The 24,166-nt window shown below is 43.7% G+C and carries 21 protein-coding genes and 1 tRNA gene; 5 read left to right on the top strand and 17 right to left on the bottom strand.

Going from position 1 to position 24,166, the window contains the following annotated elements; translation table 11 throughout:
- Positions 1–37: 37 nt before the first annotated feature.
- The 11 genes from V7K50_RS10065 to V7K50_RS10115 all read right to left on the bottom strand — a co-directional run bounded on the left by V7K50_RS10065 (position 38) and on the right by V7K50_RS10115 (position 11,779).
- On the bottom strand, positions 38–2,191 hold the full coding sequence (locus V7K50_RS10065; protein ID WP_334959573.1) for a hybrid sensor histidine kinase/response regulator: 2,154 nt from the start codon (positions 2,189–2,191) through the stop codon (positions 38–40).
- Between the two features lie 790 nt (positions 2,192–2,981).
- A complete protein-coding gene (locus V7K50_RS10070) occupies positions 2,982–3,464 on the bottom strand; it encodes a tetratricopeptide repeat protein (protein ID WP_334959575.1) in 483 nt (160 codons plus the stop codon).
- A gap of 3 nt (positions 3,465–3,467) precedes the next feature.
- On the bottom strand, positions 3,468–4,484 hold the full coding sequence (locus tag V7K50_RS10075) for a homogentisate phytyltransferase (protein WP_334959577.1): 1,017 nt from the start codon (positions 4,482–4,484) through the stop codon (positions 3,468–3,470).
- A gap of 291 nt (positions 4,485–4,775) precedes the next feature.
- Positions 4,776–5,468, bottom strand: coding sequence for a response regulator (locus V7K50_RS10080; RefSeq protein ID WP_334959579.1), 693 nt, complete (start codon positions 5,466–5,468; stop codon positions 4,776–4,778).
- 805 nt (positions 5,469–6,273) lie between these two features.
- Positions 6,274–7,002 (bottom strand): ABC transporter ATP-binding protein, encoded by a 729-nt coding sequence (locus tag V7K50_RS10085; protein ID WP_334959581.1) that lies wholly within the window; start codon positions 7,000–7,002, stop codon positions 6,274–6,276.
- Positions 7,003–7,092: 90 nt separating this feature from the next.
- Complete coding sequence (locus V7K50_RS10090; RefSeq protein WP_334959583.1) at positions 7,093–7,320, bottom strand: indolepyruvate ferredoxin oxidoreductase subunit alpha; 228 nt, start codon at positions 7,318–7,320, stop codon at positions 7,093–7,095.
- A 199-nt stretch (positions 7,321–7,519) separates the two neighbouring features.
- Positions 7,520–8,734 (bottom strand): ATP phosphoribosyltransferase regulatory subunit, encoded by a 1,215-nt coding sequence (locus V7K50_RS10095; RefSeq protein WP_334959585.1) that lies wholly within the window; start codon positions 8,732–8,734, stop codon positions 7,520–7,522.
- Positions 8,734–9,687 (bottom strand): J domain-containing protein, encoded by a 954-nt coding sequence (locus V7K50_RS10100; protein ID WP_334959587.1) that lies wholly within the window; start codon positions 9,685–9,687, stop codon positions 8,734–8,736. Before V7K50_RS10100 ends, V7K50_RS10095 begins: the two co-directional genes overlap by 1 nt.
- Positions 9,688–9,761: 74 nt before the next feature.
- Positions 9,762–10,574, bottom strand: coding sequence for an inositol monophosphatase family protein (locus V7K50_RS10105; RefSeq protein WP_334959589.1), 813 nt, complete (start codon positions 10,572–10,574; stop codon positions 9,762–9,764).
- A gap of 268 nt (positions 10,575–10,842) precedes the next feature.
- Positions 10,843–11,421, bottom strand: a complete 579-nt coding sequence (locus V7K50_RS10110) for a thermonuclease family protein (RefSeq protein WP_334959591.1) — start codon at positions 11,419–11,421, stop codon at positions 10,843–10,845.
- Entirely contained in the window at positions 11,411–11,779 is a 369-nt protein-coding gene (locus V7K50_RS10115) for a 2Fe-2S iron-sulfur cluster-binding protein (RefSeq protein ID WP_179063903.1), read from the bottom strand. The genes V7K50_RS10110 and V7K50_RS10115 overlap by 11 nt, the downstream gene beginning before the upstream one ends.
- A gap of 106 nt (positions 11,780–11,885) precedes the next feature.
- On the opposite strand from V7K50_RS10115, the gene V7K50_RS10120 reads away from it, so the two are divergent.
- Positions 11,886–11,970, top strand: a tRNA-Ser gene (locus V7K50_RS10120).
- 263 nt (positions 11,971–12,233) lie between these two features.
- On the opposite strand, the gene V7K50_RS10125 is transcribed toward V7K50_RS10120, so the two are convergent.
- Positions 12,234–12,809: a single-stranded DNA-binding protein gene (locus V7K50_RS10125; protein WP_334959593.1), complete on the bottom strand. Its 576-nt coding sequence runs from the start codon at positions 12,807–12,809 to the stop codon at positions 12,234–12,236.
- Positions 12,810–13,106: 297 nt separating this feature from the next.
- Positions 13,107–14,363 (bottom strand): FAD-dependent oxidoreductase, encoded by a 1,257-nt coding sequence (locus V7K50_RS10130; protein WP_334959595.1) that lies wholly within the window; start codon positions 14,361–14,363, stop codon positions 13,107–13,109.
- A 263-nt stretch (positions 14,364–14,626) separates the two neighbouring features.
- On the opposite strand from V7K50_RS10130, the gene V7K50_RS10135 reads away from it, so the two are divergent.
- The 3 genes from V7K50_RS10135 to V7K50_RS10145 all read left to right on the top strand — a co-directional run bounded on the left by V7K50_RS10135 (position 14,627) and on the right by V7K50_RS10145 (position 18,357).
- Positions 14,627–15,949: an ABC transporter ATP-binding protein gene (locus V7K50_RS10135; RefSeq protein ID WP_334959597.1), complete on the top strand. Its 1,323-nt coding sequence runs from the start codon at positions 14,627–14,629 to the stop codon at positions 15,947–15,949.
- A gap of 259 nt (positions 15,950–16,208) precedes the next feature.
- Positions 16,209–16,661 (top strand): hypothetical protein, encoded by a 453-nt coding sequence (locus tag V7K50_RS10140; RefSeq protein WP_334959599.1) that lies wholly within the window; start codon positions 16,209–16,211, stop codon positions 16,659–16,661.
- A gap of 67 nt (positions 16,662–16,728) precedes the next feature.
- Positions 16,729–18,357 (top strand): iron uptake porin, encoded by a 1,629-nt coding sequence (locus tag V7K50_RS10145; protein ID WP_334959601.1) that lies wholly within the window; start codon positions 16,729–16,731, stop codon positions 18,355–18,357.
- Positions 18,358–18,442: 85 nt separating this feature from the next.
- Here V7K50_RS10145 and V7K50_RS10150 read toward each other — a convergent pair whose 3' ends face one another.
- The 3 genes from V7K50_RS10150 to V7K50_RS30670 form a co-directional block, all read right to left on the bottom strand.
- On the bottom strand, positions 18,443–19,195 hold the full coding sequence (locus V7K50_RS10150; RefSeq protein WP_334959603.1) for an alpha/beta fold hydrolase: 753 nt from the start codon (positions 19,193–19,195) through the stop codon (positions 18,443–18,445).
- A gap of 91 nt (positions 19,196–19,286) precedes the next feature.
- Positions 19,287–19,799: a flavodoxin FldA gene (fldA, locus tag V7K50_RS10155; RefSeq protein ID WP_334959605.1), complete on the bottom strand. Its 513-nt coding sequence runs from the start codon at positions 19,797–19,799 to the stop codon at positions 19,287–19,289.
- A 116-nt stretch (positions 19,800–19,915) separates the two neighbouring features.
- Positions 19,916–20,023 carry a photosystem I reaction center subunit XI gene (locus tag V7K50_RS30670; RefSeq protein ID WP_442944571.1) on the bottom strand — a complete coding sequence of 36 codons (108 nt, stop codon included), beginning with the start codon at positions 20,021–20,023 and terminating at the stop codon, positions 19,916–19,918.
- Between the two features lie 532 nt (positions 20,024–20,555).
- On the opposite strand from V7K50_RS30670, the gene V7K50_RS10160 reads away from it, so the two are divergent.
- The gene (locus V7K50_RS10160) at positions 20,556–20,858 is read left to right on the top strand and encodes a hypothetical protein (RefSeq protein WP_334959607.1); all 303 of its coding nucleotides are present in this window, start codon (positions 20,556–20,558) and stop codon (positions 20,856–20,858) included.
- Between the two features lie 256 nt (positions 20,859–21,114).
- Here the strand turns inward: V7K50_RS10160 and V7K50_RS10165 are convergent, their stop codons facing one another.
- A complete protein-coding gene (locus V7K50_RS10165; protein WP_334959609.1) occupies positions 21,115–23,643 on the bottom strand; it encodes a mannose-1-phosphate guanyltransferase in 2,529 nt (842 codons plus the stop codon).
- Between the last annotated feature and the right edge of the window lie 523 nt (positions 23,644–24,166).

Below are 24,166 nucleotides of genomic sequence, written 5' to 3' on the forward strand. Positions count from 1 at the left end.
CTGAATTCTAAATTATTCTTCGGTAAAAAGTCGTTTTTTAGGTAATTACTGACACTTTTACTTCCATAAGTTGTGCAATGATTGCAATTAATTCTTCTGGGTTAACAGGCTTGGCTAAATGCATCTGAAACCCAGCTTTTAGTGCTTCTTGCTGGTCATCGCTTCTAGCAAAGGCAGTCAAGGCAATTGCCAGAATTTGTCCACCTTGTTCTGGTGTCCAAGTTCTGACTTGATTTATTAACATATAGCCATTCATATCTGGCATACTAATATCACTAACCAACACATCTGGCTTTACCTCTGCTAAAGTTTGTAATGCTTCATAAGCAGAAGATACCGCGATGACAGAAGCCCCATCTTGCTCTAATACAAAAGCAACAAAATCTCGTGAATCAGCATCATCATCCACAACTAAAACTCGAATGCCAATGAGGGGTAAGGAGTTAGTAGTTAAGAATGTCGGATAGTTTTCTTCATCCTTCAGCTTTGGGCTTTCATCTGGTAGAAGCGGTAAGCTAACAGTAAATATTGCCCCTTTCCCATCACCCTGACTCTCTGCCTTGACGATGCCGCCATGGATTTCAATAATATTACGGACAATTGCCAATCCCAGTCCTAATCCACCAAAACTTCTAGTAGATGTGCTATCTGCTTGGCGGAAATAATCAAACACATAAGGTAAAAACTCAGCACTAATTCCCTTACCTGTATCGCTAACTATGATTTGAGCATAGCCATCAGCTTGCTCTAGTCGCACTTCTACTTTTCCTCCCTTGGGTGTAAATTTGATCGCGTTAGAAAGAAGATTCCAAACGACTTGCTGCAAACGAGTCGAGTCGCCCATCAGTTGTCCCGTAAGGGGTGCAAATGCTGTATTCACCTTAATCAACTTTGTTTCTGCCGCTAAATGCATTGTCTGTAGTGCCGACAAGACCATAGACTCTAAGTTAATCTTCGTAATATTCAGCGTCAGTTTGCCCTGTAAAATTCTGGAGATATCCAGCAAGTCCTCAATGAGTTGAACCTGTAATGAGGCATTCCGCTCGATTGTGGCTAGTGCTTCAAATGTCTTTGTTTGGTCTAACCTGCGGTTTTGCAACAACTTTGACCAGCCGAGAATTGCGTTTAGTGGAGTGCGTAGTTCGTGAGAGAGGACGGCTAAAAATTCATCTTTAATTCGATTGGCTGTTTCTGCTTTTGCTCGTGCTATTTGTTCTAATTCCAACAGTTGCGCTCGCTCTTCAAGTATTTGTTTTTGTTCGTGGATATCTGTACACGTTCCAAACCACTTCACTACAAAACCTTGCTCATCTTTGAGCGGTAAACCTCGCGCTAGCTGCCAACGATAGGAGCCATCCAAAGCCCGTTTGAAGCGATATTCATTGTTATATATAGTCTTATTTTTTACAGCATCAGACCACACCTCATCAGCACTTTGAAGATCATCTGGATGCAATGCCGCTAACCAACCAGAACCCAAGGACTGCTCTAATGTTAGCCCAGTATAATCGCACCAATTTTGATTAAAATAATCACATTCACCGTTAGCATTAGTTGTCCATACAAGTTGAGGAATTGCCTCAGCTAAGTAACGGTAGCGTTCTTCACTTTGTCGGAGAACTTCTAAGATGCGTTGGCGTTCCAGGATTTCTTGTTGTAATTGCTCGTTAGTGTTGGTAATTTCATTGGTACGAACAGCAACCATTTCTTCCAGATGATTCTGGTATTTTCGCAGTTCCTCTTCTATCCGTAAACGCTCGGCTATTTGTGTTTGAAGCTCTTGATTTGCTTGTTCTAGTTGAGCCGGGCTAGGAAGTGCCAGGGCTTGTGGAACTAAAGGTACAAGTTCTAATGCTGTAATTACAGATATTGTTGCAGTTACTGCTTTGAGAAATCCTGACACCCAATAGGTTGGATGCCAAAGTGTCCAAATCTCCATTAAATGAGTGGTGCCGCAAGCTACGATAAATCCACTAAATAGGAGAAAGATCCAATCAAAGGGCAAATCCTGCCGCTTACGGACAAAGTAAAATAGTGTAGCTGGAATCGAGTAATAAGCTAGTGCAATAAATGCATCAGATAATATGTGTAACCAAACTAAATTAGTTTGCCATAGATAGCAGTGCCCATGTGGAATAAATGATTCTGATGTCAAAAATTTAGTCCACACTTCTGATATTATGTCTAACATAAACACTTGATTTTTGGGAATCTATAAAATCTACGATTAAATCGCTGTCCTCGCTTAATAGTATTTTAGTGCTAAAATACTATTGATACAGTGTGTCTAACTCCTGCACTGTTTAGGGAGACTATAATATATCTTGGCAAACCAAGAAAGTTGTTACTCTCATAGATGTTTTGCCAAAATACAAGCTTTTAAAATCCCCCGAATTTTCTCCTCTAAATCAATTGATTGCCGGCTATGGAGCTTGTCGCTCTTCTCTGTGACTCTGCGGTTTAAAAGTAATTTATCTAACCTTATTAGGCGCAGAGAACACAGAGTCAAGAGGGATTCTTTGAGCAAAATTTCTACCCACCTTAAAGGGCTAGTCCTAGTCTCTACAAGGGTTCTGGAGATGTCTATTGTAAGGGACTGACAAGAAATAAATGATCCATCTTGTGGGGTGGGCAACATGAGCGCCCTAAATCTGGGACGGGTGGCAATATTCCTCAGATAAGCAGGGAAGACACTGCCTCCATTTTTCCCCCTGCTACCCCTGCTTACCTTAACCAAGAAATTCCTTAACCTACCAGTATTGGGACGGGTGGGGACACCCATCCCACAAGAAAATTTGGGATGTTTTTTTTTATTTGTCAGTCCGTAAGGGCTATGAAGGAAGTGGTCAAACTTGTGAAAACTGCGGACATAATTACGGCAGACATTGGTAAATTCCAAAATAAAAACCATTCTCACCATAATGATGGGAATGGTAAAAAAAATTAGGAGACTGAACAGGAAGATTTTATCTACGCAATTCTTACTCAATTGAAGATTTACTAGACTTAGCACTCATTTTATCTAACAGTTGAGCGATTTTTTTAGCTTTTTCAGGTTGGCGCTGTTTTTGTAATAAATCTTTAGCTTGTAGTAGGTTAGTTTTAGCTTCTTCTTCTCGCTCTTGCTGCATGAGAATATTCGCCAGACGCAAGTAAGCATCAGGATTTTTCGGACTGCGGCGAATTACTTCCCGGAATAATTCTGTTGCTTCTTCTACTTGTCCTTGCTGGTTTAAAACATCTCCCAAAAATAAGCGCACCACATCATTAGTAGAGTTGAGAGAAATGACTTTGCGAAAGGCTGCTTCTGCACCTTGGTAATCTTTTGCTTGAGCCAGATTGATTCCTTTTTGAAACAAGTCTGAGGTAATCAAAGTTTTCCAGCCGAAATAGCCAAGGGTTGACAGACTGATCACAACTACAACAGCAGCGATAATAGAACTAGTGGGAAAGGTTTCTAGCATTGTCTAAGCCAAAAGGCAGGCGATAGGAAAAATCAGATATTCCGTAAAAAATAGTTTCCAGATAAATTGGTAGAATTGAGCGATCGCACTTTTATCTTGTAAGTCTACCTTCAAACTCCGCAACCATAGCCAAACCAACAGCCCCAAATGAGTCACTATCAGGAATATGGGGTTAATTGAGGCGACGCGTAGCACCCCAACTAGAATTATTCCTAGATAGCAGACAGTTATTACCCAAAGAGCCAGATTGAACACAGCTTTCGGGCCTAGTTGGATTGTGAAAGTAGTAATATTGTAGAGGCGATCGCCTTCCATATCGGGGATATCTTTAAAGATAGCGATCGCAAAGGTAAACACCAAAATAAATAACGTCAGCACCCACACCACAGGCACAATTGTTTGGCTTTGTTGCAATGCCCAGCTGTAATGCAGATACAATCCTAAATTAACAATCGTACCCCGCACCGAAAAAATACACAGCGCCGCCCAAACAGGAAACTGTTTTAAGCGAATTGGCGGTAAAGAATAAGCTGTACCAATGGCCAAACTAATGGCCACCATCCCCAATAAGAACGGCCCAGTTAGCCACGCCACAACTAGCGCCAAAATCCCAGTCAAAGCAACAATTAATTGCCCTGTTTGCTGGGAAAACTCACCCGATGCTAAGGGTAAATGAGGCTTATTAATCTTGTCAATTTCCACATCTTCTAATTGATTCAGCCCCACAATGTAGACATTGCCGCACAAACAAGCAATCCAGGCGCCCAACACAGGGAGTAGGCTTGCCGTGAGCGTAGTCGAATGGGAGTGAGGAGTAGGCTTGCCGTGAGCGTAGCCGAACGGGAATAGGGAATCAGTAGGATTACTAATGGCAATGGCAATTAAATATAAACCCAAAACACTCAGACTTGTACCAATAATCGTGTGCGGGCGAGAGAATTTCCAGAAAGCGTATAACCACTGGAAATATGATTGAACTGGTTTGCCTGGTAAAGGGCTATTTTCAGAACTCTGGCTCATGAGTTGTTTAGATACAATATTCTGGCTGGTTGTTAATCATTGTCACAGAATTTGGTCATTTGTCATTGGCTATGGGGCACTTGTACTGCCCTTCTCTACGAGACGCTAGGCGAACGACTACGCTCACGAACCGCGACTTGTGCCGAGCGACTCGCCCTGAGCGCAGTCGAAGGGAGCCGAGGTAAGCCGAAGTATTGGTTTTTTTTCTCTCACTCCCTCATCCCTATTCCTTAAGATTGTGCGATCGCATTTACCAGTGTCAACTAAGGGTTGGCGAAGGGTGTACCTTATCTAGTTGCAAAACGCTGTAAGGGACTGACAAAAAAAATATCCAACTAACTCTTGTGGGGTGGGCAACATGAGTGCCCTATGACTTGGGCGGGCGAGACGCCCACCCCACAAGATTGGATAATTTATTTCTTGGAGTTCCCTAAGTCTGTGTTGCCCAGCATCTCTCAGAGAGTGTCTTGATTCTGAATCCTGAATTTTGACTTCTAAATTCTTCACAACAATCGTTCCACCCCAACCTGGATAAAATTGGAAGATAGTGACGCGATCGCACTCCAGAAACTGCCGCACTTCATCGACGGTGGTTTGTAAGATATCTTGAAAATTGAGCGATCGCCGGATACGCTGGCTCATCTCCATCACTAAGCGCTGTTGCTCAAATTGCTGTTCTAGCTTAATGACATAATCATCTGCTCCGGCATCTAACCCTGCGACTATATCTGCATTAGAATTTTTCCCTGTTAGCAACAAAATAGATTTACCATAGCCTTGCGATCGCAGTTGCCGACATAAGCTTATGCCATCCAGTTTTGGAATTAGCCAGTCCAGCAAAATCAACTCATATTCCGCCGATATCGCTAGTTCTAATCCAGCTTGTCCATTGCTTGCTATGTCGATAGTATAATGATTTGCACTCAACAACTTGAAAAGTGCTGTACTCAGTAACACGTCATCCTCTACTAACAAGATTTTCATAAGTTATATCCAAAGAAGATACTTATGACACCTTCGTGATCACAGCACATACCATTTGCCTGGTTAAGCTACTGTATAATGTTAATATACTGTTACAAACAGTACAGCAAGTTAATTTAAATTTTTCAGTCTGATATATTTTTTTACAAATTTTGATTACGCTTGAGCTAACTCAAGCACTGTCATCACCCGACTTAAATCTGGTAAGTGCATTCGTACTATGTGTTTTCTGTTTGAATTCTAGCCAGTTGTAGTGAAGCGGTGACGTTTGCGCTGCACCCACATGAAGGTGGTTCGGAGAGCGTATACGTCAACAACTGGCCATTGGGTGGGATTTCGAGACGGGAATAAATCCCTTGTAGAATTTTCTCAATGTCCCTGTAACCCTGCTGATATATCAATTAAAACTGCAACAGAAATATTTGGGATGCCAAATTGCCAAAAGCACTCAACATAATTACTAATTCGTAATTCGTCATAACTTACGCATTGACAAAGTAGACTAAAAATGCTTTTAATGGGGGATTTTAGCAGATCCGGGTAATTTACGTTTTGGTCACTTTTTCCTGAATGAATGTCCTGTTTTCCCTCTTGACTAGCTGTAGATGTGATTAGAAATGGATTATTGGGGAGAATTCTTTGAGCATCGAAAACGACGGTCGCGGCAGTGGCAGGTAATGTTATGGTTTTTGTATTAGTTATAGATAGCGTCGGCGCAGCCCAACCTAAGCATCGCTATCGTCTGATGAAGCTCCCTTCTTAAACTGGTGTTATGTTGAATGAGGCAAGAGTGATTAAATAAAGATTAATGTCTCTTACCTGCTCCCAGATATAGCTCACCCACTTTCGGGTCATTCAACAATTCTTCACCAGGACCGGAGATCGCATCACGTCCCGATTCTAATACATATCCACGATTAGCCATCTCTAAAGCTTTACGGGCATTTTGTTCTACTAATACGATCGCAGTACCCGCCTGATTAATTTGTTTAATCTGCTCAAATACTTGTGTCACCAAGATTGGGGATAAAGCAGCAGATGGTTCATCTAAAATTAGCAAACTAGGTTCCAACATCAAAGCTTTGCCCATCGCTAGCATTTGGCGTTCTCCTCCAGAGAGAGTACCAGCGCGTTGACGACGGCGATCGCTTAGTCTGGGGAACATAGTAAATATTTTATCTTTAATTGGTTTCAAAGGAACGTTAAGCACAAAAGCGCCCATCTCCAAATTCTCTTCAACACTGAGAGAGGGGAAAACATTGGCGATTTGCGGTACGTAGCACATTCCTCGTTGGACGATTTCATTAGACTTTAGCCCGACGATATTTTCACCTTTGAAGGTAATTGTGCCTGTGTGGGGGATCAAAAGCCCAAAAATTGCTTTGGCCAAAGTAGATTTACCCGCACCATTAGGGCCAATCACTGTCACCAATTCCCCTGGTGCAACCCGGAAATTCACACCTTGCAGGATATCTACATCTTTGATGTATCCGGCGTGGACATTTTGGATATCTAGTAAATAGTCATTTGCCATTTGTCATTGGTCATTGGTCATTGGTCAACAGTCAATAAGTCAACAGTCAAGTCAAACATAACTATTGACTTATTGACTGTTGACTATGGACTATTGTGGGCTTTTTTGCAACTCCGGTCGTTCTTCTGGAAGAATTGCCCCTTCTACTGGGCAAACTTGGAGACAGATGCCACAGTCGATGCAGGTGGCAAAGTCAATCCAGTACCAATCAGTCCCCTTGGTATTTTTTCCTGGCCCATCATGAATACAAGCTACTGGACAGGCATCTACGCAGTCAGCGATGCCTTGACAGACTTCTGTAACAATTGTGTGCGGCATGTTCTGGATTCCCCCTTTTCTGTATCGGCTCTTTCTAGCCTAGCAAGGTAGTGGGGAGTGGGGGAAACGAGGGAGATAAGGGGGATGAATTAATAACCAATGCCCAATGCCCAATCCCAATTCCTAGTCCCCAATCCCCAGCGATGCACTGAGCTTGTCGTTGGCGCAGCCTCTCGTAGAGAAGTGTCCCCAATCCCCACTAACGCAATGGTTCAATTTTTGCGGAGCCATCAGCTTTGATCCAAGCAATTTGGGCTATGCTGCGATCGCGTGCATATTGTCGGATAGCTTCTGCATCCCTTCCCCCTAAATCAATTTCTACCCGCACCAAATCAGTAGAATCTCTGAGTTTTTGCGCGTAGGCAAAGGCAAAGGCGTTAGCATTGGCACTTTCTGGAGCTACTAACCAGTCACTCGCTGGAGTCGCCTGTGGTAATTGCTGAGTACACAGCAGAACCTGGTATAAATCTTCGATATTGAGTCCAAAACCAATTCCGGGGATGTTTTCACCTTGAGGATGATATAGCCCCAAAAGCTGGTCATAGCGACCACCGCGCCCTAAAACTCTGGCTTGGGATTCGGTATGGTTGACAACCTCAAAGACAATACCGGTGTAGTAGTCTATAGTCTGGATCAGGCTAAGGTCGAGGGTTAAAGGAAATTGTTTCTCTGATTCTAGTAATTCTACTAGGGATTTGAGGTTATTTACTGCCTCTCGCTGTTCTTTATCTAGATCCAAGCTACTAACTTTTTGCAACACATCTGCACTTGTCCCGCGCAAATCCATGATGATTCGGGCGCGATCGCGTAGTTTGTCACTCAGGGGTAAAGTATCTATGGTAATCCGATCGAGATGAGCGATCGCACTGCGAACTTGATCTTGTAAATTAGCAGGAAAGGCACTCAGGAGCGATCGCGTAATTCCCGCCTCACCTAAAATTAAATGCCATCCTTGCAAACCCAATGCTGCCAGACAATCTGCTACTAATAGCAGGACTTCCGCATTTGCCAGCAATCCGCCAGCACCTAATAACTCTACCCCAGCTTGATAAAACTCCTGTTGGCGATTGTGTCTACTTTCCCAAGTGCGGCGAAACACATTGGCGTTGTAATACAACCGTTGCGGATAAGTACCACCGGCCATCCGAGTCACAACAGTACGAGCAATAGATGCTGTTAATTCTGGACGTAGCCCTAATTCATCATCTTCGCCATTTTGTTGTAGTTGAATCACCATCTGACGCTGAATTGCTTCTCCCGCCATCAGGGTATCCATGCGCTCTAAAGTCGAGGTGATAATCCTGTGATATCCCCAACGGTGAAACACTTGCTGTAACCGATCTTCAATCCAGCGTTTTTTCTCCACATCCAGGGGTAATAAATCCCTGGCTCCCGCAGCTGGTTGATACACCATTATTTTTTCTTCCCACCAAACAAACCACCGAACAAACCACTACCAGATTTCTCTGGTTGCTTATCTCCATTATTGGGGGATGATGTCACCTTATGATCGCTAGTTTGTTGTCCTAAAGCCTTATCTATTTTCGGTTTCCATTGCAATGCCGTTTCATCATTAGGGTCTAATTTTAGAGCATTGTCGAAGTGGATTTTTGCCATTTTTAGCTGATTTTGCTTCAAATACACCATTGCAATTAAGCTATGACAGCGACTATTTTTCGGTTCTAGCTTTAGTGCCTCTTGCAACTCTACCTTGGCTGGGGCAAATTGGTTTTTCTCAATCAAAGATTGAGCGCGACGAACATACTGTTCTACAACCAAGCCTTCTTTTGCTGGGGCTGGCGCTGGTGCTGTACTTTTTGGTGTATTTGGCTGAGGTATACCTGATTGGACTTTGGGTTGAGCAGATGGGGGTGACGCTGCGGATGATTTACCCGCATTCCGCATTAAATAGACTAAATTCAACTCACTAACTTGGGCAATGACTTGCAGTACATGCTCTAAAGAATCATATTGGGTTTGGGCGAGTTTCGCGATCGCACTTTTATAGAAATGATCGACATTAGCCGCCTCAACTAACTGTCTAGCCAAGTCGGTGTTGAGAGTTACCGAGGTAGACTCTTGTACCAAACGCTTGCCAATTTGTGACAAAATTAGAATATATTCCGTGCGAGTGCGATCGCCAACAAGTTTTTCGTAAGCTGGGTTAACCAGCTTTGATAAGAATTCGTTTCCTAGCTGTTTTTGGGCATCACTTTCAGTAAAACTACTATCCGGGTGTAAGCGACGGGCAATTTGGAGATAGCGTTTACGAATCTCTTTCACATTCGCATCAACTGGAACGCACAATACGGCGTGATGATCTATGAAATCATATTTAAATAGTCCGCGATCTATTTTAAAAGACATATAGAGGTTTTGCACCAAAGGAGCAGTTAGATTCCTCTTAGTTTACCCAAAGTTAGGGGGAAAGCCGCCACCTGCTACACCCAAGCTGACAGTGGCGGAGTTTGTAAAAGTTCGTTACTAAGGGAGTCGTGAATATAACCATTTGTGGCAAGAATTCTACCTGATTCAATTTTGACGGCAGTGCCATCGTAGGCGGTGATTTTGCCCCCAGCTTCTTGTACCAAAATTATCCCGGCGGCAATATCCCAAGGAGAAAGCCCTCGTTCCCAGTAACCATCAACACGTCCACAGGCAACATAAGCCAAATCTAGCGATGCGGAACCGCTACGTCTGACTCCTTGAGTAAGATGGGTGAGGTGGCTAAATTCTGCATAGTTGTTATCAGAAGTTTCGCGGCGATCGTAGGCAAATCCTGTCACTAGTAGGCTTTTACTCAGTTGAGATGTGACTGAAACCTTTATGGGCTGACGGTTACGCGTTGCTCCTAAGCCAGCAGCAGCCCGGAATAGCTCATTATGAAAGGGGTCATAAATTACACCAACTTGCGGAACGCCATTAATTAACAGTCCAATGGAAACAGCAAAAAATGGGTATTGATGAGCGTAGTTGGTTGTGCCATCTAGAGGATCTATTGCCCAGAGATATTCATTCTCTTGATTACCTAATTTTCCTGATTCTTCAGCAAGGATCGAGTGCTGAGGAAAGTGGCGACGCAAAATGTCTAAAATCACCTCTTCTGAGGCTTTATCAGCAGCAGTGACTAAATCCCCAGGGCGTCCTTTTTCAATAATTGCGTCTTCTAATTTCCCTAAGTAACCTTGCAAAATGGCACCAGCAGCTAAGGCCGCTTCTGTGGCAATATCTAGAAAAATTTGTAGATTAGTCATTAGTTATTGGGTATTGGGCACTTGTACTGAGTTTCGACTACGCTCAACTACCGCGAAGTCGAAGTATTGGGTATTGGGCACTTGTACTGAGTTTCGACACTTCGACTACGCTCAGTGCATCGCTACGCTCAACTACCGCGTTCGCGTAGCGTCTCGTAGAGAAGTCGTTGGCGCAGCCTCTCCAAGAGTTGTATTGGGCATGGGGTATGGGGCATTAATTCTTCTCCCCCTGCTCCCCCTGCCTCCTCTACTCCCTCATCCCTCACTCTCAAAGATTTTGGCGGCGAAACTCGGCGGGAGTGAGGCGCATAGATTTTTCTGGGTTCCAGATTCCTTGCCCCATGAGTCTAGCCCATTGTTGGGCACGTTCTAAACGCTGGTCATATTTGTGGTTAGGCGATCGCCCCACAAACATTGCATTCCCTTGTTTGACTAGTTCTTCATTTAACAACACCTTATTTTTCCACACATAAGCTAGGGTTCGCCCGATTTTGTCTTTTGCTTCTAAATCAAACTCCAGCGTTACCAATTGTTCTGCACCACCAATTAGATTTTCTAACTGTTCTTTTGCTGCTTCCCCCCAAGGGCGCTGTCGCAAATCTGGTGCATCAATACCTACTAACCGCACTTGGGAAATCAAATTTGGTTGTTCAGCCATACCTAACACTTCCAAACTTTGCCCACTAACTACCCGCGCTACTTTCACCTCAGCCTCATTGGTTGGCAGCTGGTTTTTACCTTGGCAACTCACCAAGAGCAATAAGCAAGCCAAAATCGCTATTTTTCGCAACCAGTCACCAAAATGTACAGGCATCAGAAATTCGGTGATTTTAAATTTATTCCTCATCTAAGGGTAAACCCGCTTTAATTCTCCCCCTAGCAAAATAGCGTCCAAACTGGAGTTCGTAGACTTCATCTTCGTCTTGTGTTTCCACTTCCAAGTCAGAACGAGGGTAACTCACACACAACAAGGCATAACCTTGCCGACGTAAATCTGGCGACAAGCCGATCGCCTCTGGTTGGTAAATTTCTCCTGACAACACTCTCACAGCACAAGCGGTACAAGCCCCGTTGCGGCAGGAAAACGGTAGTTCTACGCCTTGTTTTTCACCAGTGTGCAGGATGTAGCGGTCTTCTGGGACTTCTAGGGTGTATGTTTTGCCAGTGGCGCGATCGCGAACTTTAATTGTGTATGTACGGGACATCTGGATTTGGGTTTTGGAATTAGGACTTTCAGATTCAATCTAAAATATCTTTCTTTATCTTTGCATTTTCTAGGATTCTATAGTAGAATCGTAGCTTGTGGCACCTGGAGAGGTGGCCGAGCGGTTTAAGGCGCAGACCTGGAAAGTCTGTTTAGGGAAACTTAACGAGGGTTCGAATCCCTCCCTCTCCGTTTTTCAACCCTAGTCTAAATATATAGTTCCAACCAGACTTCTACAAATAATCTGATTCAGCAAAAAGCAAAATATTGCCAAATATAATTGCCTGCCAAGGCATACTTTGAGCAAACTACAAATCAAGCCATTACACAAGACCTTGAAAAGGGTAGACAAAAAAATAGCACATCCGAAAGGATGGCTATTTGTATAAACTATCTAATCGTAATGTTTCTTGCTAAGTATTTGAGCCAATTTAACAGAGGCTCCACTACCAACTTTAGAAGGGAATATCATCTGGATCTGGTTCTTCCGCTTTCACTGCTGGATAAGTGGTTCGCTCATAATTTGTAGGTTGGGGTACGGGTTCGTAACTGGTTACTTGGGGAGTAACGCCAACAGGATTTGTAACCGGGGTAGGCGCTGGCCTTTGTGACTCGTAATTGGGGATATCTTTCTGTGGAGGACGAGATGTTGAAGATGGTTGTCGTGGAGCCGTTTCAGTGAATGATGGAGTTACGGTTGCTGAGGGCAATGGATCAGTATTAAAACTACCTCCAACAGATTGAATTTGTTGCACCGTCAATTCAGCGCGTTTTTCTTTAAAACCTTCTTGCATCGGAACAGTATTCATACTTAAACGCCCTACCAAGATGACGCGATCGCCTTGGTGGTAGTTTTGCTGAATTTCTGTCGCTAAATTGCCCCAGCCAACAACTTTCAGTGTGGCTGGCGGCTCTTCTGGTTTCTGGGAATTGGGAAACTGCACCAGCATTTCCGTGACTCCCAAATTATCCGCCGTATAGCGGAGTTGCGGTTCATTAATAATTTCCGCCATCAAAACGCAACTGTTCATTAAAATTACTCCTAACTGCAAAAAGTACTGATTCAAAAAGAGGGGGGTTTTCTATGTAGTGCCAATTAATATCTAGATAGGTTTAATTGTTTGCATTTTTTAATAATATTTGAACAAATGTTCTACATCCATTTTTAGTTTTTAGTTATTTCTAGCATAAAAGCCAAGCGACCGCTTTGAACAGCATTAAATATACCGTTCGCCACTTTCGCCTGACTAGGATGAGCATTGAATTCTGCATTTGAGTAGTATTATTGTACCACTAGGTGATGAAATATCAAAAATTCTTGGCAAAAATTAAGTCTTGACGTGAACAGGGAAAACACCCAAGGCGATCAACCTTGCTGGAAGGTCACGCAAGATAGGTAAGCGCAAAAACGCAGGTGGTACAAAGGTGCGATTTGAGGTGAGAATCGGTGCAAGTAACCGCTTTTGGACAAAAGTTTGAAATGCCTGAATAATGCGTGTGGGCAACTCGCGTTGACGCTGTACTTTTGCTAAATCGCTAAGTTGTACTTGTTGGTTCTTGAGCGGTTTGCTGAGTGCATTCGCCGCAACTACAGCATCTTGAATTGCGTAGTTAATCCCAACTCCACCGACGGGGGACATTATATGGGCAGCATCACCGATGAGTAGCAGTCCCGGACGATACCAGCGTTTAACGCGGCTGGACTCCACTGAGAGAAAAGCTATTTGTGACCAATCATCTAAATTTTGGATGCGTTGCTGGAATTCTGGCACTACTTCGACAAAAGATGTTTTTAATTCCTCTAAACCCGCAGCCCGCAGTTGTTGATAGCCTCCTTTAGGGATGATATATGCAAGTTGCCACTCATCACCACGGTCAAGCATGGCAATGATGCGACCTTGACCAAAGCGCCCCATTCCCCCTTCAGGGTCTTCTGGCTGACGCGGTAGGCGAAACCAGAGGACATCCATTGGCGGTGAAGTTTCGATGGATTCAAACTCACCCAGGTGGCGCAGACGTGAGTGGCGACCGTCTGCACCCACTGTCACTATTGCCCGGATTTCATGCCAACCTCCGCCTCCCCGATAGCGGACACCTTGAATTACGTCATTTTCGCTAATTAATTCCTGTACATTCGCACCCATCACCAGATGGAAACTAGGATATTTTTGTGCTTCTTGGGTGATGAACTCCAGGAATTTCACCTGGGGAAGCATTGTAATGTAGGGGTAATGGGTTTTTAGATGACTGAAATCTGCGAATGTGACAGTATCTTCAGGAGTTTGAATACTAATTTGGCGCATTTTGGCATGGGGGAGTTGCAGCAAGCGATCGCTAAGTCCCAATTCTTCCATAATTTCCATCACCGATGGATGAATCGTATCGCCGCGAAAGTCGCGATCGAAGTCTTTGTGTGCTTCCAGCAGCATCACAGAAATGCCTTGACGCGCTAACAACAGCGCCAATACTGCTCCTGCCGGTCCCCCACCCACAATGCAACAATCTGTGGTTTGTACGTCTACAATGTCATGGATAGGGTTAATGCTTGGGTCTTGGGAAAGATTTTTAGGTACATCGGTAGTCATAACAACACCTCTTGATAGCCCTAAAATTTAGAATAGTTTGCTTTTTATGGTGCAAGCTGTTTTTTTAACTTTTCGTATTTACATACAACGTGTATTATGATTGGCGCTAAACTGTCATTGGTCATTGGTCATTAGTCATTTGTCCAATGCCCCATACTTCTCTACGAGAGGCTGCGCCAACAACTTCTCTACGAGACGCTACGCGAACGCGGTAGTTGAGCGTAGTCGAAACTCAGTACAAGTGCCCAATCCCCAAATTAGTTGTGTCCCAAGTTGTTTTAGAAAACGTTTATAAAAGTTTTTCCTCACGTCAAGGGGAAAGTGCTACTTCACAAACCCAATCTCCCCTGATGTCTGGGGATAAAACTGATGCAGCGCAAGAGCGTGGGGGAAGCGTCAATGTTTTGCGACGCATTAACTTGACGATCGCAGATGGCGAGTTTATGGTGTTGGTAGGTCCTTCTGGTTGTGGTAAAAGCACCCTACTACGGTTAATCGCCGGATTAGAAGTGATGACTGGAGGCAATATTTGGGTAGGCGATCGCTTGATTAATGACTTACCACCCAAAGAACGCGACATCGCAATGGTGTTTCAAAATTATGCCCTCTATCCTCACATGACGGTGTACGACAACATCGCCTTTGGCTTACGCCGCCGTCTTAGGGAAGCCAGGGGAGAAATTACTTCCTCATCTCCCTCATCCCCCTCATCCCCATATCTTCGGACATGGGCTGAAAATCTCTTCGTGGGGGCGACAAGAAATTTACCTAAAGGACTGCGGTATATTTCTGACAAAGAACGAGCTGTAGATGAGCAGGTGCGTAGTGTTGCTCAACTGTTGCAAATCGAAACATTGCTGAATCGCTTACCCAAACAGCTATCTGGGGGACAAAGACAACGAGTTGCACTGGGAAGAGCGATCGCCCGTGATCCCCAAGTATTTTTAATGGATGAACCGCTTTCTAACTTAGATGCCAAACTGCGGGCGGCAACCCGCGCCCAAATTGTCAAATTGCAGCGCCAACTGGGGACAACGACGATTTACGTCACCCACGATCAAACAGAAGCGATGACAATGGGCGATCGCATTGCAATTATGTCTGAGGGTAAAATTCAGCAAGTCGCTTCTCCCCTAGAACTTTACAACCGTCCTGCCAACCTTTTTGTAGCAGAATTCATTGGTTCCCCACCGATGAATTTTATTCCTGTGGAATTTCATGCCCCTTTGTTGATTACTCATTCCCAGTTGCGTTTCACCCTTCCAGAAGTTTGGGGAAAAGCTTTACAAAAATATGATCGGAAAACTCTAATTTTAGGCATTCGCCCAGAACACTTGAACTTGAGTATGCCTGCCACCAAAAACCTACCAGTACAAGTAGATTTGGTAGAGAATCTCGGCAACGATTCCTTTCTCGCCGTTAAGATTGCCGAACCGGGATCTCAACCTGCTACTACAGCCAAATTCCTACAAGTGCGAATACCACCAGACCGATTTGTACAAGTTGGTGAGCAACTTTGGTTATCGCTAACTCCAGAGAAAATTCACTTTTTTGACCCGGAAACTGAGTTAGCGATATTTCCCTAAAATCAATCAATAGAGAAACACAAACTCACTGAATTTGAGATTTTAAATTTTAGGTTTTGGATTGAAAATCCTTGCATGACAAATTTAAAAAGGTCTGGAAGCGAGAATAAAGGCTACGTCTACGGTAATTCTAAACTTCCCAGGTTTGTTAAAATACACCATCCAGCGCTCCTCAACTTCGACAGCTTGTCTTTTGACACAAATTCAGTTTCAGCAAAAAATGTAGACATAAAAAAACACGTGTAGAGTGTGATAATTAATGCCTTCCCTCAAATATTTTTCAAAGCCCTTCATCTTCCTCCTTTCGACATTGATAGCTACGCCCGTACTTGCTCATACAGTACAGATGTCAGGAGATGTTGGAGCTACCTTTCATATTGAACCCAATGACAATCCCCAGGCTGGAAAGCCTTCCCTTGCTTGGTTTGCTTTAACTCACAGAAGTGGGCGGATCATTCCCCTATCGCAATGTAATTGTCAGCTTGCAGTGTATGCGGTTCCTCATGAGAAAAATGCTTCGCCTCTGATCAGTCCAATCTTAAAAGCTGTCAATGGCGATCGCTATCAAGGGATTCCCGGTGCTGAAATTACTTTCCCTACAGTGGGAGAATACGAATTGAAACTGAGTGGATACCCTAAAAAGAATACTGGATACAATGGTCGATTTATACCTTTCACCCTAACCTACAAGATTATCGTTGCCGGAAGCTAAGTAATTTTTCCAACAATGTTTGAGGTGAAAGTTACTGAATTTGCCATCAACAATAAGAAGTAAGATTATGGGTCACAAGTTCAAAAATATTGCAATTATTTTCCAGTTAACCTTTGGATTACTGCTGCATTTTTCACATCCTGCTTTTGCTCAAACATCAGCGTCAGTGCTACCAGCAAAACAGGATAAACCATTGGTAAACGATACTGCCGAAAATACTGACCAAGGACAGGTGACTTCGGTATCCCAACTTTCAGATGTTAAACCTACTGATTGGGCTTTTCAGGCATTGCAATCTTTAGTAGAACGCTATGGATGTATCACCGGATATTCTGACTCAACATATCGTGGTAATCGTGCCCTCAGCCGTTATGAATTTGCAGCTGGTGTCAATGCTTGTTTAAGCCGGGTGAATGAATTGCTGGCTTCTACAACAGACAGTCTAGTGAAAAAAGACGACTTAGCGCTGTTGCAAAAGTTACAGGAGAGTTTTGCGCCAGAACTGGCGACCCTAGGAGGTCGGGTGGATGATCTGGAAGTACGCGATGCCACTGTAGAAAAGCAACAATTTTCTACAACGACGAAGCTCTATGGTAACGCCCTCTTTTCCTTGACGGCTATTGGGGGTAACAAAAAGGCTGATGCTAGTGGCGTACCGGTGAGTCGTAATCTGATTGCCAGTGATTTCCTGTGGCTGACTCTTGATACCAGTTTTACTGGTAAAGACCTGTTGAGAACTCGGTTACAAGCTAGCAATACGCCTAATTTGAGTGTTGCCACAGGCACAAATATGGGACGGTTGACACTAGATGATTATGACAGCCCTAATCAACTGACTTTAGCTAAATTATCGTATCAATTTAAGGTGGGAGATAAGCTTGCCATCCATATTGGTGCAAATGATGAACTACATGAAATGCTGGATGACGATGTGGATGCTGTTTCCCCTCTGGGGGATCATGTTAATGGTTCCATCTCACTCTTTGGGCAGTTCAATCCCATCTTTGCTATCGGGGGGGAAGATGTTGCTGGTGGTTCTCTCACTTATGAGTTTAGCAAGGCAGTAAGACTTAGCGCCGCCTACGCTGCTGGTGGCAATAGCAATAATCCAAATTCGGGACTTTTCGGCGGGACTTATGTGGGTTTGGCTGAACTTACTTTACGTCCAATCGATCATTTGACTTTTGCACTCACCTATACACATTCTTACAGTGCTGACAATGATGAGCCGAACAATGCGCTCGATACTGGTACAGGCAGTATCAATGCCAGCGACCCCTTTAATGGCAGTCCTACTTCAGCTAACTCCTATGGTGTAAATATGGCTTATGATGTTAGTCGTCAATTCACCTTGGCAGCATCGGCAGGCTTTACATACGCCCATGCCGAAGGAGGTGACAATCAGGGAGCCAATGCGGACATTGTGAACTGGTCGGTGACAGCAGCATTTCCCGATTTAGGTGGACAAGGAAACTTAGGGGGGTTTGTGATTGGACTACCGCCAAAGGTGACTAGTAATGATGTTGCAACTCGCGTAGATCCCAATAGCTCGCTGGAATTAGAGTTGTTTTACCGCTATGCCATCAATGACGCTATTGCAGTCACACCGGGACTAATTATGGTTACAAACCCAGAACACAATAGTAATAATGACACAATCTATATTGGTACAGTCCGAACAACCTTCTCTTTCTAGGTTTCATTGAGAAATCTTGCTTATCACCATCTGTAAAGTAGCGATCGCTGCGTCAACACCAAAGGCGATCGCACTCTCAAAGTTACTAATTTGTAGAACTGCTAAAAGATAGTGCAGATGCTTCCAGTAGATGCGGATGATGGCGTTGCCAAAAACTCAAAATCTCTTCGCCAACCTGTTGAGGATAGAAGTAGTGAAAGAAATGATATCCTTGTGCGTATTCCCAGAGCTTATCTTCTGGCTTGAGCCAATTCAACCAGTCATGCAATGTAAGTGGGTTAACTATGGGATCAGTCTTGCTACCACATACCATCATTGGCATAGAAACTCCGCCCTTGGGTAAATAAACCAACTTAAATAAAGAGTGTGACGATGGAGATTGTTCTAAATCTTTATCCAAGGCAGCGACTAACTTCTTAGTGGTATGAGGCGGTTGATTTCCAAATAGACTGCGAACGGTGCTTGCCAAAACTAGTTCGCGGCTGATGCTAAAAAGTTGTCGCTGAAAGTAATAGTGAGCTTGCCAATTGTTTGCAGGTTGAGCTGCTACAGCTAGCAGAGTCAGCGATCGCACTCGGTGGGGAAATCGACGGGCAAAGGTTAAGGCGATCGCACCACCCATTCCATGTCCCGCTAAATGCAGGGGGCGATCGCACCATTCTAAAAAGTCATATAGCAACTCCACAGCTTTATCTATGGAACTGGCTTCATCTTTAGTTTGCTGGTATTCCCACTGGGCGACGTTTATATACCCAGATAAGTAATCAAGTAATGGTTTATCAAAACGCTGTAAAGCAGGACTGGCACTTAACCACAAAACATCAAAGGAATCAGACATAAATACCTGTAACTTCTAAATTATCAATTTCACTAGTTGTCAGATCCCCGACTTCTATAAGAAGTCGGGGATCTCCCGGCCCCAAGGCTTTCTACAAACCAAATTCTGTCTTCAACTGAGCAACCCAAGTTTTAATTCGCTCATCTGTGAGATCAGATTGACTACCTTCATCAAGTGCTAATCCGACAAACTTCCCATTTTTCAAAGCCCTAGATTGCTCAAAGTCATATCCCTCAGTTGGCCAATAGCCAACAGTTTTACCGCCCTTCTGGGAAATTTTTTCTTCCAGAATTCCCATTGCATCCTGGAAGTTATCGGCATAGCCATATTGGTCTCCATCACCAAAATAGGCAATCAGTTTACCTTTAAAATTTATTTGATCCAAATCGGGGAAAAAGCTTTCCCAATCGCTTTGAAGTTTACCAATATCCCAAGTTGGAGAGCCAATAATCAGCAATTCATACTCAGCAAAAGTGGTAGTATCTGCTTCGTAAATGGGATGTAATGTTACAATATCGCCACCAAACTCATCCCGAATTTTTTCAGCATCAGATTCAGTGTTGCCAGTTTGAGTACCGTAGAACAGACCAATTTTTTTCGACATATTTTCACCTGATATATGATTTGCGATTCTCTTGCCCTGCGGGAGGCTGCGCGATGGTGCAAAGCACCGATCGCAATAATTTACGCAAGGATACCTATTTGCCAAGTTTGTGCAACTCAGAAAAACAAACTGCTATTGGTTAACAGCAGGAAGGCAAACAAAGCTCCTCCACAGCTACCCACTGTCCATCCAGCATTAAACTCACTCCAAGACTTAGCTGACATTACCTCCTGAAAAGTTTGCAAATAGCTGAGATATATCAATGACTTAATGAATATCTATATCAATAAGCCTGAAGATATACTATCAGACTTATTGAAAATTATTTTCATTTATAAAAAGTAAACTTTTGTAAAGTATTTCGGTAAATAAAAGGATTTCTAACTCACCCTCCATCCAATACTGCTCGGTTAAGGTGCATACAGCAGATTGCGCTCTAATCGAATACACGTAGAGACGTAGCACTGCTACGTCTCTACAAGGTTTTGGGTTTTATATATATACTTCATTTACCTGAAATCTGCTGTAGTCATTGGAGATCCCCCTTCTCCCCCTTAAAAAGCAGGAAAATAAGGCGTTCTTAGCCCCGCTTTTTAAGGGGGGTTGGGGGGATCAACTCAAAACCTACGCAGTATTGACCCTCCATGCACTCAAACTAAGTGCCTGACGATTGCCTCACAAAATATTCTCAGTAATTACTGGTTCCAAAAGCTACACTCGTAAAACAAGCTAGGAGAGTAACTTTTGTGTGCATTTATGAAATTAATCCAAATATTGAAAGTAGCTGTAATTCCTGTTTTGACTGTATTTAGCTTTGTATCTGCATCAAATACAGCACTAGCTGACTATTTAAATAGTCAGGGGTCAGGAGGTAATTACCGTTATGAATTATGGTCTAGCGATGATAATAGTCATTACTATTTGAAAGTTTGGTCATCTGAAGCAAGTCAAAACAGTGACGCATACTCCACAACTAGAGCATTCACCTCTACTAGGGAAGCTTTAATTTATTTTGATTGCAATTACGCTGAGAGAAATTTACCAGAATGTCCTAGATAATAATTTGTAATCCCTCTCATGATAATTAGTAATTGGTAATGGCGCTCTCTACAAGACGCACTTCGAGAAGCCTCAGTGACCAATGTGCAGGAGTATGCAAAATCGTTACAGCGCTTCCCGCTATTATGCAATACAGTTTTCTCCTTGCCCCTCTTTTAGCATAGCTTTCAGCTTTGAGGATGTACCTCATAGCTGCCGTAAGTGCTGTAACGTAATTCGCAATTGAATTCTTTAATTACGAATTACGAATTACGAATTACAGTTCTGCGGGTTGATATTCTTGTTGTCTTTCCACAAACGCCTGTACACGGGTGCGGTAGTTTCTTACAGTCTCATCTACCCATTCGCGATCGTTGCTATTTGCATACAAATGCACCAGTGGTTCGCTAGCATCTGGTAAAACTAATAGCCAACTGTCATCGTAGGGTTGACAAATTTTCACTCCATCGATTAACTCTAGGTTTTGGGCGGGGTGAGTTTCCACCAAGTAACGCATCAAAGCCCCCTTAGCTGTCCACGGGCAGCGTATTGTATAAGTTTTGTGAATTACGCGGGGCAATTCCGCTCGCGCAGAAGCAAGCGATCGCTCCTGTATAGTTAACATTTCAATGATCTTCGCAATGCAGAACATAGAATCAAATCCCGGATGCAGTTGCGGGAAAATAAAACCAGTATCTCCACTACCTCCCAATACCACATTCGGGTTTTTCTGACAAGCCTCCATTAAAGCTGTCGGGTTAGCTTTGGTGCGAATCACTCTCCCATCATGGCGACGGGCGACTTGTTCAATAGCACTAGAAGCATGAACTGGTACTACTACAGTTCCTCTGGGGTTAGCTGTCAGAATCATATCTACCATCAGTGCTGTTAAAGTTTCCCCACGAATTGGGTAGCCTGATTCATCAACTAAAATTAGCTGTTCCCCGTTAGCGGATACTTGCACACCAAAGTTAGCTTTCAATGCCTCCACTACATGACCTAACTGAGTCAGCAGTCCTTCGCGGTCAGCTACAGACATCGCCGTTTTATTGACACTGGCATTCAGTACGACTGCATCAGCCCCAAATTTATCTAACATTTGGGGTAAAACTGCCCCCGATACGGCATAAACATAGTCAATCACCACTTTTGCGCGACTGTTGCGGAGTGTATGAACATGCAAAAGTTTCTCAAAAGCAGTGCAGTAGCGCTCCATGACTTGGCTAGGATAAGATACATCGCCAATTTCATGAATTAGCGCCCGCCGCATATCCTCCTTAAAGTAAGCCCCTTCAATTTTCTTTTCCAGGGCTTTGGAGATATTAATGCCCTTGGCATCCATGAATTCAATCAAAATGTAGTCGGGGCGATCGGGGTGTACCCGCACATGGATACCACCAACTACCGACATTGTAGGTATAACTGTGCGGGCAATGGGGATAGCTGTGGCATCAAGATTTTGAATATCAATAGCTACTGACATTAAACCAGCAATGAGCGATCGCGTCACCATCCGCGAAATATTACGCTGGTCACGGGAAACCGTGACCTTAGAACCAGGTTTTAAGGTAGAACCGTAAGCAGATCCCAATTTCACGGCGAATTCTGGGGTGATATCGATATTCGCTAATCCTTGCACACCACGTTGCCCAAATAAATTCCGTTGGGCAATATTGCCCCAAATCAAGTTAATGTTTAAAACTGCGCCTGATTCAATCTTTTTACTAGGCCAAACACGCACGCCGGGGCTAATTTGGGCTTCTTCTCCCACCGTGGAAAGCGAACCCACAACAGCAGCTTCTAATACATGGGCGCGGCGGTCTACACGAGTGCCACGGGAAATTACACAGGCAGAAAGATGTGCTTCCTCGCCAATTATTGCCCCATTCCACACTATAGGACGTTTGAGATTAGCATCAGCGCCAATAGTAACATTATCTCCAATTACAGTTCCGGCCTCAATTTGGACTCTTGCCCCGATGCGGCAATTATCACCAATCACTGCTGGAGTTTCGATCACAGCCGTCTGATCGATATAAGTATTTTGGCCTACCCACAACTCATGGGAAACTTCTTTGTAGGGAAAATCCAGTTGTACCTTCCGATCTAATGCGTCATACTGAGCCTCGCGGTAGGCATCTAAGTGACCAACATCACACCAGTAACCTTGATCAATGTAACCATACAGGGCTGTATCTTTTGCTAGTAGTAAGGGGAATAAGTCTTTGGAAAAGTCGCATTCAGTGTTTACTGGCAGATATTCCAAAACTTCTGGTTCAAGAATATAAGTGCCAGTGTTGACGGTATCGGAAAAAATTTCACTACTAGAGGGTTTTTCTAAAAATCGCCGAATCCGTCCTTCCTCATCGGTAATCACCACCCCAAACTCAATGGGGTTGGGAACCCTGGTTAAAATCAAAGTTGCTTTTGACTTTTTTTGTTTGTGAAATGCGATCGCTGCCGTCAGGTCGAAATCTGTTATGCTATCACCGCTAATAACTAAAAAAGTTTCATCAAGAAGTTCGGCAATGTTTTTCACACAGCCTGCTGTACCTAAAGGCTGATCTTCTTCGACGGCATAAGTCATCTGAACGCCAAAATCGCCGCCATCTTGAAAATAATCTCGCAAGACGTCAGGTAAATAATGCAATGTTGCAATCACTTCTGTAATTTGATGTCGTTTGAGGAGATTAATAATATGTTCGGCAATTGGTCGATTTAGAATTGGCACCATCGGTTTGGGCAGATCGCAAGTTAATGGGCGAAGCCGCGTTCCCGAACCCCCTGCCATCAGTACTGCACGCATAAATCCTCCTTAACTAGTTACAGCCTTCGCTGCTTCAATACCCATGAGATATCTTTAATATTCTTCCTTCTTTAGTCTCCTATGGATATTGATATTTGAGGAACTTCCATAAGATGCATCTGGATTGGGGTATTGGGCATCTAACCGAAACAGACTCATGATATACAGCAACTAAATTTATTTATGGGTAAGAAAAAATGTATTTTCAGACACACTGCGCGATCGCCTTTGGTATCTCGTAGGGGACTGACAAATAAAAAATATCCAATTAAATAAATCCTGTGGGGTGGTCGTCTCGCCCGCCCTATGGACTGGGCACCCCACAAGATTGGATAATTTATTTCTTGGAGTTCTCTAGAAAGAAATGTGGTGTCTTTATGATCTTTGGGACTTCCAAGAATTCAGGACTTAGGCACAGGTAACGGAAAATCTAACCACAGAGAAGCCAGTACGTTGGGCGGGTTCCCCGACTTGTTCGCGTAGCGTCTCCCCTTGGGAGAAGCAACTGGCGCGACGCAGAGTA

The sequence above is a fragment of the Nostoc sp. genome, assembly GCF_036917135.1.
Taxonomy (GTDB): domain Bacteria; phylum Cyanobacteriota; class Cyanobacteriia; order Cyanobacteriales; family Nostocaceae; genus Nostoc.

Excerpts from the sequence above, each read along its gene's own strand:
- V7K50_RS10090 (WP_334959583.1), bottom strand. The coding sequence starts at position 7,320 with ATGCCGCACACAATTGTTACAGAAGTCTGTCAAGGCATCGCTGACTGC.
- V7K50_RS10115 (WP_179063903.1), bottom strand. The coding sequence starts at position 11,779 with ATGTCCCGTACATACACAATTAAAGTTCGCGATCGCGCCACTGGCAAA.
- V7K50_RS10165 (WP_334959609.1), bottom strand. The coding sequence starts at position 23,643 with ATGCGTGCAGTACTGATGGCAGGGGGTTCGGGAACGCGGCTTCGCCCA.
- V7K50_RS30670 (WP_442944571.1), bottom strand. The coding sequence starts at position 20,023 with ATGTCAGCTAAGTCTTGGAGTGAGTTTAATGCTGGATGGACAGTGGGT.
- V7K50_RS10070 (WP_334959575.1), bottom strand. The coding sequence starts at position 3,464 with ATGCTAGAAACCTTTCCCACTAGTTCTATTATCGCTGCTGTTGTAGTT.
- V7K50_RS10085 (WP_334959581.1), bottom strand. The coding sequence starts at position 7,002 with ATGGCAAATGACTATTTACTAGATATCCAAAATGTCCACGCCGGATAC.
- V7K50_RS10100 (WP_334959587.1), bottom strand. The coding sequence starts at position 9,687 with ATGTCTTTTAAAATAGATCGCGGACTATTTAAATATGATTTCATAGAT.
- V7K50_RS10110 (WP_334959591.1), bottom strand. The coding sequence starts at position 11,421 with ATGAGGAATAAATTTAAAATCACCGAATTTCTGATGCCTGTACATTTT.
- V7K50_RS10160 (WP_334959607.1), top strand. The coding sequence starts at position 20,556 with ATGAAATTAATCCAAATATTGAAAGTAGCTGTAATTCCTGTTTTGACT.
- fldA (WP_334959605.1), bottom strand. The coding sequence starts at position 19,799 with ATGTCGAAAAAAATTGGTCTGTTCTACGGTACTCAAACTGGCAACACT.
- V7K50_RS10140 (WP_334959599.1), top strand. The coding sequence starts at position 16,209 with ATGCCTTCCCTCAAATATTTTTCAAAGCCCTTCATCTTCCTCCTTTCG.
- V7K50_RS10145 (WP_334959601.1), top strand. The coding sequence starts at position 16,729 with ATGGGTCACAAGTTCAAAAATATTGCAATTATTTTCCAGTTAACCTTT.
- V7K50_RS10080 (WP_334959579.1), bottom strand. The coding sequence starts at position 5,468 with ATGAAAATCTTGTTAGTAGAGGATGACGTGTTACTGAGTACAGCACTT.
- V7K50_RS10065 (WP_334959573.1), bottom strand. The coding sequence starts at position 2,191 with ATGTTAGACATAATATCAGAAGTGTGGACTAAATTTTTGACATCAGAA.
- V7K50_RS10150 (WP_334959603.1), bottom strand. The coding sequence starts at position 19,195 with ATGTCTGATTCCTTTGATGTTTTGTGGTTAAGTGCCAGTCCTGCTTTA.
- V7K50_RS10095 (WP_334959585.1), bottom strand. The coding sequence starts at position 8,734 with ATGGTGTATCAACCAGCTGCGGGAGCCAGGGATTTATTACCCCTGGAT.
- V7K50_RS10105 (WP_334959589.1), bottom strand. The coding sequence starts at position 10,574 with ATGACTAATCTACAAATTTTTCTAGATATTGCCACAGAAGCGGCCTTA.
- V7K50_RS10075 (WP_334959577.1), bottom strand. The coding sequence starts at position 4,484 with ATGAGCCAGAGTTCTGAAAATAGCCCTTTACCAGGCAAACCAGTTCAA.
- V7K50_RS10130 (WP_334959595.1), bottom strand. The coding sequence starts at position 14,363 with ATGACTACCGATGTACCTAAAAATCTTTCCCAAGACCCAAGCATTAAC.
- V7K50_RS10125 (WP_334959593.1), bottom strand. The coding sequence starts at position 12,809 with ATGAACAGTTGCGTTTTGATGGCGGAAATTATTAATGAACCGCAACTC.